Annotated in this window: 11 protein-coding genes and 1 pseudogene; 11 read left to right on the top strand and 1 reads right to left on the bottom strand. The window is 39.7% G+C overall.

The features are described from left to right. Positions 1-407 precede the first annotated feature (407 nt). The 8 genes from HGO97_RS04440 (at position 408) to HGO97_RS04405 (ending at position 5,164) form a co-directional block, all read left to right on the top strand. The gene (locus tag HGO97_RS04440) at positions 408-713 is read left to right on the top strand and encodes a hypothetical protein (RefSeq protein ID WP_216239825.1); all 306 of its coding nucleotides are present in this window, start codon (positions 408-410) and stop codon (positions 711-713) included. Beyond that, positions 713-1,279, top strand: a complete 567-nt coding sequence (locus HGO97_RS04435) for a DUF3795 domain-containing protein (protein ID WP_216239869.1) — start codon at positions 713-715, stop codon at positions 1,277-1,279. Before HGO97_RS04440 ends, HGO97_RS04435 begins: the two co-directional genes overlap by 1 nt. A 167-nt stretch (positions 1,280-1,446) precedes the next feature. After that, the gene (locus HGO97_RS04430) at positions 1,447-1,608 is read left to right on the top strand and encodes a hypothetical protein (RefSeq protein WP_216239822.1); all 162 of its coding nucleotides are present in this window, start codon (positions 1,447-1,449) and stop codon (positions 1,606-1,608) included. Positions 1,609-2,716: 1,108 nt separating this feature from the next. Continuing rightward, positions 2,717-2,872 (top strand): hypothetical protein, encoded by a 156-nt coding sequence (locus HGO97_RS04425; RefSeq protein ID WP_216239820.1) that lies wholly within the window; start codon positions 2,717-2,719, stop codon positions 2,870-2,872. 84 nt (positions 2,873-2,956) lie between these two features. Then, the gene (locus HGO97_RS04420) at positions 2,957-3,253 is read left to right on the top strand and encodes an ArsR/SmtB family transcription factor (RefSeq protein ID WP_216239818.1); all 297 of its coding nucleotides are present in this window, start codon (positions 2,957-2,959) and stop codon (positions 3,251-3,253) included. After that, the gene (locus tag HGO97_RS04415) at positions 3,250-4,248 is read left to right on the top strand and encodes a permease (protein ID WP_216239816.1); all 999 of its coding nucleotides are present in this window, start codon (positions 3,250-3,252) and stop codon (positions 4,246-4,248) included. The genes HGO97_RS04420 and HGO97_RS04415 overlap by 4 nt, the downstream gene beginning before the upstream one ends. Before the next feature lie 142 nt (positions 4,249-4,390). After that, on the top strand, positions 4,391-4,750 hold the full coding sequence (locus HGO97_RS04410; protein WP_216239813.1) for a thioredoxin family protein: 360 nt from the start codon (positions 4,391-4,393) through the stop codon (positions 4,748-4,750). After that, a complete protein-coding gene (locus tag HGO97_RS04405) occupies positions 4,751-5,164 on the top strand; it encodes an arsenate reductase ArsC (protein WP_216239811.1) in 414 nt (137 codons plus the stop codon). It abuts the gene before it with no gap. A gap of 362 nt (positions 5,165-5,526) precedes the next feature. On the opposite strand, the gene HGO97_RS04400 is transcribed toward HGO97_RS04405, so the two are convergent. Continuing rightward, positions 5,527-6,930, bottom strand: a complete 1,404-nt coding sequence (locus HGO97_RS04400) for an MFS transporter (RefSeq protein WP_216239810.1) — start codon at positions 6,928-6,930, stop codon at positions 5,527-5,529. 203 nt (positions 6,931-7,133) lie between these two features. Here HGO97_RS04400 and HGO97_RS04395 point away from each other — a divergent pair, with 203 nt between their 5' ends. From HGO97_RS04395 to HGO97_RS04385, 3 genes and pseudogenes are all read left to right on the top strand, one after another. Next, a complete protein-coding gene (locus HGO97_RS04395) occupies positions 7,134-7,658 on the top strand; it encodes a TetR/AcrR family transcriptional regulator (protein ID WP_216239808.1) in 525 nt (174 codons plus the stop codon). A gap of 144 nt (positions 7,659-7,802) precedes the next feature. Next, a complete protein-coding gene (locus tag HGO97_RS04390) occupies positions 7,803-9,305 on the top strand; it encodes a beta-glucuronidase (protein WP_216239806.1) in 1,503 nt (500 codons plus the stop codon). A gap of 163 nt (positions 9,306-9,468) precedes the next feature. Beyond that, a pseudogene (locus HGO97_RS04385) lies at positions 9,469-9,858 on the top strand (transposase); the annotation flags it as partial. Between the last annotated feature and the right edge of the window lie 130 nt (positions 9,859-9,988).

Here is a 9,988-nt window from a genome sequence, read left to right as displayed (position 1 = left end):
ATCTATCACATGCTTGATGACCTGGGCTGAACTGCGACCAGCCTTTGCTAAACGGCGATACCCATGCGCTGAACGCGCTTCAGCGCATGGGCTAATCGCCCGGAATAATCACCTTGATTTTATGCGGAAAAGCGGAGTTTATACTCTGCTTTTTCTGTTAATATATAGAGCTGTTATGTTAGACTGAATAAGAGGAAATGAAAAAATGTCTGCGGAAACAGTGGGGTATACATAATAAAGCAGAAAACACAAAGAGGAACTGTTTTGATGAAGTAAATCATGTTAAAATGTAAATACACTTATTTTTTTTGAGATAGAGGAGGGGGGGCATGGGGAATATATCTGATACTCACTTCTTTTTACCACCAGATGATTAGGAGATTTTGCACTTTGGAGGAGAAACAGTAGTGGACGAAAAGCATGGCATTGAAACTATGATGAAATACTTTCAGAAATCAGGTTTGACAGAAGAACAGCTCAGTTATGATGAAGCTGTTATAGTATATGTCCTTCATGAAAGAAATGCTTATATGATTGGTCATACACGGGAACAGTTAGCGAATGAAATTAGAACATTAAAGGAAGAGAATAAGATTAAACACTTTGATTTTGGAAAGTTGGACGAGGTGGTAGAGAATCTGCTAACGTGGAGAATTCTTGATATAGAAGAAGAGAAGATTTATTTAAAAGAACACGTATGGGGGAAAGTTTAGTGAAGAATTTTATCAGGGAAGACCTGTTGTTTTCTCTTTGTGGTTTAAATTGTGGTTTATGCACCATGCATTTGGATGGATACTGCCCTGGATGCGGGGGCGGGGAGGGAAACCAGTCCTGCAAAATTGCAAAGTGCAGTCTGGAGCATGGGAAAATAGAATATTGTTTTCAATGCAGGAGCTTTCCATGCGAAAAATATGATATAACAGAGGAGTATGATTCCTTTATCACACACCGTAACAGATTTAAGGATTTTGAAAAAATAAAAGCACTTGGCATAGAGGCATATAAGACTGAACAGATCGAAAAGACGGAAATTCTGGCGGATTTACTTAAGAATTATAATGATGGTCGCAAAAAGACGTTCTTTTGTCTGGCAGTAAATCTTCTGGAACTGGATGACTTACAGGCAGTGATGGAGAAGATGAAAACAGCAGAACAGGAAAAGGATGTTTCTGTAAAAGAAAAGGCATTATATCTGACTGAATTAATTCAAGAAACAGCCAGTCAGAAAAGTGTGATATTGAAATTGAGAAGAAAACCGCCAAAGAATAAAGAAAAATAGTAGTGATGAAATGCAGTTAGGTAAACTTGAAAAAATCGATGATTTCAGAAAGATATGATTTCATGAGGCGTTGGATTATTGGACTGCTTTTCATGAGCATGCTTTTGAGGACAAGGCGTATGCGAAGGATTTTAAGCAAAGAAAACCTTCTAAAATGCTAAATATACATGGAAATTCATGGGAAATGGTGCGTACAGCTTGTGATTTCCATGGGGAATTTACGGAGGATAAACTATGAACTTTATGAATTATGTCCTGTATTAGAGAGTGAGAAATTTTTATTAAGCATAGTAAGCTATGGAGATTGTGAAGAAAAGGCATTTTTATGAACAATTTGGTCTTTTATCAACAGATAATTTCTTAGATGATAATATCGGGGAGGGCATAGCTTAGAAATTTAAAGTTATTCGGAGGTGACCATGAAATATAATATCAACGGTCAAAATTACGATCTGGTTTCTGATCTAATTAAAGAGACGAAAACTAGATAGGAGTATTTTGCATTAGCAAAAATGTTTTTGGATTGGATTTCTCAATATGGTATAATTCGGGTTTTTGGGGAGATAAAAGTGTGCGATCAATCATGCAGACCGTAACATTAAGTGAATTCTACCGTATCGTTAAAAAAGGTCTCGAAAGAGAACAAAGGGAAGTTGAGCCTTGCACACATGGGCGAAATCATACTTCTGATGGGAGGTTGAAGCATGGAAACGAGCAAAAGCTGACAAAGGATCTATTGGAGTAACCATCCCTTGTAAAATGTGTTATGATACCAAAATCAGACGGAAGTGAAAGACCTCTTGGAATACCAACGATCAAGGACAGAATCATATAGATGGCGACAAAGATAGCCATAGAGCCAGTATTCGAAGCTGACTTTAGAGACTGTTCCTACGGATTTCGACGAAAAGTAGTGCAAAACAGGCACTCGAAGAAGTAAGAAAAGCGTGTAACAATAAAGGTTACTATATAGTGGATGCAGATATCGAAAAGTTTTTTGATAATGTAAACCAAGATAAACTGATGGTATTTCTATCAATCAGAAATATATGAGGTTCTAAGATACATCAACGGACGGCTGGTCTACTAGGTAAGAAGAAAGTACAAGAACCGAAACTCAAGGAAAAGAGCTGAATACTGGTTAGGAGAAATAGCAAAGCGTGATAGGAATCTGTTTGCACACTGGAAGTTTGGAATACTGCCATCGGCTGGATAGTGGGATTTGTTAGGAGTAGCATTTACGAAAAGGGATTAAAGAAAATGGCTATCGGATGACACAATGCTGTAGAAAGAAGAATGTCGGAAAGCCGTGTGAGGGAGAACCTCATGCACGGTTTGATGAGGGGCGGGTGAAAATTTCACCCGCCTATTCTACTTTTTGGATAGGGACATTTGTTCATGTCTGGCTTTACTGTTAAGTAAAGAAAGGGACAGCGGATGTCAGAAAGAAAAATCAAAATCCAGTCTGGAAAAGAAATGGCTAGGATAGAGGTTCCGGAAGAGGAATATCAGAAATATTACCGCCGGTGGCAGCAGAAGAAGGCGGAGCAGAGAAACAGGGAGACTATGGAGGAGGATATGGATAAATTCTGAAGCATTATTAAAAAAAATACATTGACAATCATCTATGTATTGCATATAATAACACATAGACAAATATCTATATGAGGTGATGATATGAATATGATAGATGTAGCTTTAATCTGTAAGGCCCTGGGTGATTCTAACCGTCTGCAGATTATTCAGATGTTATCGGATGGTGAGAAATGCGGCTGTAAGCTGTTGGAGAAGTTTGAGATTACGCAGCCTACACTTTCCCATCATATGAAGATTCTATGTGAATGTGGGCTGGTTGACACCAGGAAGGAGGGGAAGTGGAGCCATTACTCTTTGAACTGTGAAACATTGAATGGCTTTAAGCAGTTTATTGAGGGGTTGAATTGTTGTGGAGAGAAGGGAGGGTGCTGTAAATGATCTGGGAATTTATACAGGACCAGATTTTAGGTATGAAGTGGCTGAATGCCCTCATTCGGAATGCGCTGACAGCGGCTGGGCTGGATGTGGGTACACGGATAGGCGGAAGTGTTCAGTTTTTTGTTTATGATGTGATTAAGATTACGATTCTGCTATGTACTTTGATTTTTCTGATTTCCTATATCCAGAGTTATTTTCCGCCGGAGCGGAGTAAGAAAATCATGGGACGTTTCCATGGTATATGGGCGAACTGTATTGCGGCGCTTCTGGGGACGGTTACCCCGTTTTGTTCCTGTTCTTCTATTCCGTTGTTTATCGGGTTTACCAGTGCCGGACTTCCGTTGGGGGTGACTTTTTCTTTCCTGATTTCCTCTCCGATGGTGGACCTTGGCAGTCTACTTCTGCTGATGGGTATTTTCGGTACGAAGGTTGCGGTTGCGTATGTAGTAGTGGGACTGGTGATTGCGGTCGTGGGCGGCACCATGATTGAGAAGCTGCATATGGAGCTTTATGTGGAGGAGTTTATCCGCAATGCCAGCGGGGTTGACATAGATTCGCCCACGCTGTCTCAGAAGGAACGCCTTGTTTATGCGAAGGACCAGGTGGTTTCCACCTTTAAGAAAGTTTTTCCGTATATTCTTGTGGGTGTAGGTATCGGTGCGGTGATTCATAACTGGATACCGGAGCATTGGATTGAAGCAGTTCTTGGAAGCAATAATCCGTTTGGTGTTATTCTTGCGACTTTGGTTGGTGTTCCGATGTATGCGGATGTTTTCGGAACGATTCCTGTGGCTGAGGCGCTGTTGTTTAAGGGCGCTCAGCTTGGTACGGTTCTCAGTTTCATGATGGCGGTTACCACGCTGTCCCTGCCGTCTATGATTATGCTTCGTAAGGCTGTAAAGCCGAGACTCCTGGGATTGTTTATCGGTATTTGTACGGCAGGTATTATTTTGGTGGGATATTTGTTCAATATTTTTCATTCATTCTTTATTTAATGGGATGAGGGAACTTATGAGGTCTGTTATGAACTGCCTGAAAACCTGCGGGTTTTCTTTGAGGAGAAAGCAAAGAAAGGGGCAGGAGATTCCCAGAAGAAGTGCTGTTGTTAATTTACAAAACGAATAGGAGGTAATGATTATGGCATTATTTGGATTTGGAAAGAAGAAAGAGGAAGTGAAGGAGACGGGATGCTGCTGTGGAGGAAATTGTAATGCAGAAACCATGGCAAAAGCAGAAGCGGATAAGCAGGGAGGAACCAGTGTGAAGGTGCTTGGTTCCGGCTGTGCAAAATGTAATGAATTGGAGGCAGCAGCCCGTGAAGCCCTTGCCGAGCTGGGAATGGATACAACGATTGACCATGTGACGGATTTTACACAGATTGCTGCTTATGGTGTCATGACTACCCCGGCTCTGGTGGTAGATGGAAAGGTGGTCTGTTTTGGGAAGGTGCTTAAGAAGGATGAAGTTGTCAGGCTGTTGAGAGAGGTACGGGGATAAATGGACAGGGAAAAGGTGAAAGTGGCTTTTGTCTGTGTTCATAATTCCTGCCGGAGCCAGATTGCCGAGGCGTTGGGAAGGCTGTTTGCTTCGGACGTGTTTGAGAGTTATTCGGCGGGGACAGAGACGAAGCCGCAGATTAACCAGGATGCGGTAAGGATTGTGAAGCAGAAGTATGGGATTGACATGGAGGAGACGCAGTATTCTAAGCTGATTTCTGAAATCCCGCCTGTTGATATTGTGATTACGATGGGATGTAATGTGTCCTGCCCATCTCTTCCGTGTAAACACCGGGAGGACTGGGGGCTGGATGACCCGACAGGGAAGGATGATGATGTCTTTATTGATACAGCAGAGAAAATTGAGAGGAAAGTCAGGGAATTAAGGGATAAAATTGTATCCGGTTTGTTATAGACAGGGGATTGGTGTCTGTATGTCAGTATTTTTTCTGTTAATAAGGCGAGTATCCGCTTTCACAAGAAATTTGGTTTTCGTGAGATTGGGTATCGTGAGAAAATGGCGAAGGACCGTTTTGGAAAGTGGTAGGAGACTGTTTTGTTGGAGCGCCGGAGTAAGAAAATTCTTTAATTGGATAGGGAAGTAAGGAAGAGCATTTGTTAAAACGGATAACTTTGTGATTTCTCAGATTGAATATTAAGAAATCTGCATCTCTCTAAAATGATGATTTTGCGCCCTCCTCTTTTTCTGTTTTTGACACAAAAATGGAGCGCTGCTTCATAGATGATTACTCATCTATTTTGCAACGCCCCTTATGATTATTTAGAAAGTTCTGCCATTTTGCTGTTATTTTCTTCTACACGTTTTTTGTTAAGTGGGAAGAAAATCATAAATACAAGTGACAATCCGAAGCATACTGCCGGGATACCAATAGCAATGTTGAATACAGATTGTTTTACAGCTTCTGTCTGAACAGCTGCTGTTTCAGCATATCCAATCCATGTAAGGCTCCATCCGCCAACACCGGTACATACGGCACCAGCCATTTTACGCATGAAACTGTTCATGGCATATACTGTTCCACCAGCATTTGTATTTGTTTTTAAATAGTAGTTGTCGATACAGTCATTAAGTATAGCAAAGCTTAACATAGAACAGATTCCAAGTCCAAAGAATGCGAAGAATGCACCAATGAAGTAAAGGAATGGATTGCTTACTCTTGTTACAAAGATTACGATATAAGCAAGTGTTGAAATTGTTAAACCAATTACACTGACTTCCTTTTTACCAATCTTTTTACCAAAGATTGTAGCGACCGGTGCAGAAGCCATCATACCTAAGAACATTACAATACTTGCCAAACCTGAAAGGCTGGTATTTTCAAAGTAATCCAGGAAAATGTACTGGTTGAATAACATAAAAATCTGAATAGCTGCATAAATGAAAATACCGTTTCCGAAGTTCATTAATAAAGCTCGGTCTGTAAAACATTTTTTGATAACAACTAAGCTGTTGTCAGATTTCTTTTCTGTACCAGTCTGGTTTTTTAAACGAACACGTTCAATGCTGAACTTCCAGCAGAATAAAATTGTTGCAAGTGCTACGAGGCCTAAAATGATAGATACAACAAAGAATCTAGGACCGCTGGCAATATTATTGCCATCTGCATCTTTTACATAAATAACAAGTGGAATTACGATACCTAAAATAACACCACCAATCTGAGAACCTACACTTCTCCATGTGGAAAGACCGGCTCTGTGTGTTGTGTCAGATGTAACAACATTCGATAAAGCACCATAAGGGATGTTCACTGCAGTGTAGCAAATGGAACCAAAAAGAATATAGGTAATTGCTAAATAGATTACTTTGATTGTCATTGGTGCAGCAGCAAGGAAGTAGTTGTACATCAAAGTACTTGTAATTACAAGTGGCAAGCTTCCATAAGCCATCCAGTAACGGTAACGTTCACCTTTTTTGTTGGTTCTTGTATCACAGACACGTCCAACAAATACGTCTGTAAAAGCATCAACAAAACGTGCTAACATGAAGATTGATCCAACGATTGCACCGGAAACCCCCATAACCTTTGTGTAAAATACTAATAAGTAGCTGTTGGCAAGTGTAAGTACGATATTACAACCTACATCCCCCATCATATAAGCCAGTTTATCAAGAACACCAAAAGGGCGAATCTTGATTTCTTTTGTGTTATTGCTCAAAATAACATCCTCCTTTATATTATATTAATTACGATACCTTGATTATAAAAGATTAATGTGATTGTTATAATGGACACTATTGCAGGATTTGTCCCTTTTGTTGAAAAAAGTTTTGAGCGGAATTTGGCTATTTTGCCACATTGAAATTGAAAAAGTAAAGATTATTGTGATACAATGAAAGTAAATTAAGAGGGGATTGGGTTATGAGGCAGAGAAGTGGTGATATTATAATACGAGGACAACGTGCTATCGCAAATGCTTTGATTTCTCTTATGAAATATAAGGAATTTAAAAAAATTACAGTGACAGAAATATGTCAGATGGCGGGCGTGAACAGAAAAACTTTTTATCGTAATTTTGAAACGAAAGAAGATATTTTAAAATACCATTTAAATGAACTTTTTATAGAATATATCCAGGATAAAGAAGGAATTCAGGGAACGCGAAACTTCATTGAACACTTTCTGAGTTTTTACAGGGAAAAACATGAGACCATGGGACTTTTAATGGAGAAGGATTTAATGATGTTTACCATAGAAGAGTTTCGCAAATATGGCGTACAGGAAAGCATGGAAGCAGATAGTGGGGATGCTTTTTGGATAGGAACTTTTATCAGTGCAGGTTTGGTAAAAGTGTATGAATCCTGGTATGAGGAAAGTTTTGTAACGCCTCTGGAAAAAATCGTAAATGCAGTGGTGCTTCTGATTCCGAGTATTAGAGAAGAATAACGCTATATGTTGAATTTGTACAAAAAACAGAGGAGAACTTTGTGGAAGAATGTCCCAAAGTTCTCTTTTTTGTCCCTTATGTTAAAAATTGTGGATTGTTATAATGATTTCTATAATACTTATTCTAAAAATAGGAGGAAAACAATGAGTCAGACAATTCAATTAAAAGAAAACGGACTTGAACTTATTCGTCAGGTTGATCCTAGATTAGTGTCTTATAATATTGAAATGACTGAAGTTACAGGTGGGACATTTTGGAAAGCATACACAGATGCGCAGGTAGATGGAACAGAAGAGTTTCCTGTAATCAGTGACTGGAGAGACATGGCAAAATTACAGCAGGTTTATGAACCGGTTGATTTATATAATCCACGCCTTCGCAAGTTATCAAAAGAACTGGGTTCTGCATGGGTACGTATTTCTGGTACTTGGGCTAATAAAACATATTATGATTTTGATGGACATACTAATGGTGTTGTTCCAGAAGGATTCCAGAATTTATTAACAAAAGATCAGTGGACAGGTGTTCTTGATTTTGTAAAGGCAGTAGACGGAAAATTATTAATTTCAGTTGCAAACTGTCCTGGAATTCATAGCGCAGATGAACCATGGAATCCTGAACAGACAAAATTAATCTTTGATTATAGTCGTGAATATGGTGTTCCGATTGACGCGGTAGAATTTACAAATGAACCGAATATGATGGCAATGAGTGGACTCCCTGCTGGATATACAGCAGAGGATTTCTGTCGTGACCATGATCTCTTCTGTGCATTTGTACGTGAAAATTATCCGGAAACATTACTAGTAGGTCCATGTACTTGTGGAGATATTCCGGCAGAAATCGTGAGTACAGGAGAAGATAGAGTAGGCGGCGGTATCGCTTCTGCATTAGAAAGAGTAACTACAGATCAGTTGATCGGTAATGGAAAAGAGAAATTAGATGTATTTAGTTATCACTATTACAATGGAATTTCAGAACGTGGCGCAGCAATGGGCGGACACTGGGATTTCGAAAAAATCTTAACAGATAGATACTTGGGAATTGCAAAAGCATGTGCAAGTTTTTATACAACAGTTCGTGATAAATATGTTCCGGGCGGACAGATGTGGGTAACAGAATCGGGTGATGCTGGCTGTGGCGGAAATACATGGGCACCTACATATGCTGATGTTCCACGTACATTAAACGAATTGGGAGATTTTCCAACAGTTACAGATGGTGTAATTTTCCATAACACACTATGTTCTTCTGCATATGGATATTTAAATCACGGTGACTTTATGCCACGTCCCAACTATTTTGCAGTATTACTGTGGAATCGTATTATGGGTCAGAATGTATATCGTACAAACATGACAAAAGAATGTGCACACGTATTTGCACATTCACGTAAAGACGGCAAAGAAGGGCTTGCTTACCTGATTGTTAACAATTCAAAAACAGAAACTACAACTGTAGAACTTCCAAAAGCTGCAGAAGTTTTTGTTCTTGAAGGTCAGGATAAATTCCGCTCTCGTGTGATGACATTAAATGGAACACCACTTGTACTTGGTGAAAACGATGAACTTCCGGAATTAACTCCAGTAACAGTAGAAGAAGCATTTAAATTAGCTCCAACCGCATGTGCATTTGTAATGGTATAGAAAGATTTGCCAGTGCATAAATAAAATAGACTGCTCGTCCATAATTATCGTGGACGGGCAGTCTTATTTATGGGGCGGATAGAACCTGTTGAGTACGTTGGAGTTTCTCATCAGAGAAACGGAAACGTGCGAATTCACTTGTACATACGAAGTGGATGTGTAAGCATTTGCCGCAGATCTAAAAACTATCTACCAGGCAGCGGATGAAAAGAAGGCTCTGGCAGCCCTTGGCCGGGTGACAGAAAAATGGACACCGAAATATCCGAATTCCATGAAGCGATGGAAGAATAACTGGGATGCCATTTACCCAATTTTCAAGTTTTCAGCAATGGTCAGGAAGGTCATTTACACGACAAGTGCCATTGAATCACTGAATTCCATCTATCGAAAGCTGAACCGCCAGCGAAGCGTATTTCCAAGCGACACAGCGTTGCTCAAAGCGTTATATTTAGCAACCTTTGAGGCTACAAAAAAATGGTCCACAACCATCCGGAACTGGGCTCAGGTGTATGGAAAATTAAGTATCATGTACGAAGGACGGCTTCCGAAGTAATCGAACATGGCAGAATAACAGGCGGATTTACCGCCTGCTGTTGACAGGCCTTTTTGTAACTGTTATATATAAAGCAAGGGTGAAAAGCCTATTTTTAAGACTTTTCACCCTTATGCTTTAATTTTCTGTT

Source organism: Faecalicatena faecalis (assembly GCF_012524165.2).
Lineage (GTDB): Bacteria > Bacillota > Clostridia > Lachnospirales > Lachnospiraceae > Faecalicatena_A > Faecalicatena_A faecalis.
The sequence above is the reverse complement of the archived record's forward strand: the minus strand, read 5'-3'. Positions and strand labels throughout refer to the sequence as shown.

What these genes read in the sequence shown, in the direction of transcription:
- HGO97_RS04430 (WP_216239822.1), top strand. Translation starts at nt 1,447, where the DNA reads ATGGAAATTCATGGGAAATGGTGCGTACAGCTTGTGATTTCCATGGGG.
- HGO97_RS04425 (WP_216239820.1), top strand. Translation starts at nt 2,717, where the DNA reads ATGTCAGAAAGAAAAATCAAAATCCAGTCTGGAAAAGAAATGGCTAGG.
- HGO97_RS04420 (WP_216239818.1), top strand. Translation starts at nt 2,957, where the DNA reads ATGAATATGATAGATGTAGCTTTAATCTGTAAGGCCCTGGGTGATTCT.
- HGO97_RS04415 (WP_216239816.1), top strand. Translation starts at nt 3,250, where the DNA reads ATGATCTGGGAATTTATACAGGACCAGATTTTAGGTATGAAGTGGCTG.
- HGO97_RS04410 (WP_216239813.1), top strand. Translation starts at nt 4,391, where the DNA reads ATGGCATTATTTGGATTTGGAAAGAAGAAAGAGGAAGTGAAGGAGACG.
- HGO97_RS04405 (WP_216239811.1), top strand. Translation starts at nt 4,751, where the DNA reads ATGGACAGGGAAAAGGTGAAAGTGGCTTTTGTCTGTGTTCATAATTCC.
- HGO97_RS04395 (WP_216239808.1), top strand. Translation starts at nt 7,134, where the DNA reads ATGAGGCAGAGAAGTGGTGATATTATAATACGAGGACAACGTGCTATC.
- HGO97_RS04390 (WP_216239806.1), top strand. Translation starts at nt 7,803, where the DNA reads ATGAGTCAGACAATTCAATTAAAAGAAAACGGACTTGAACTTATTCGT.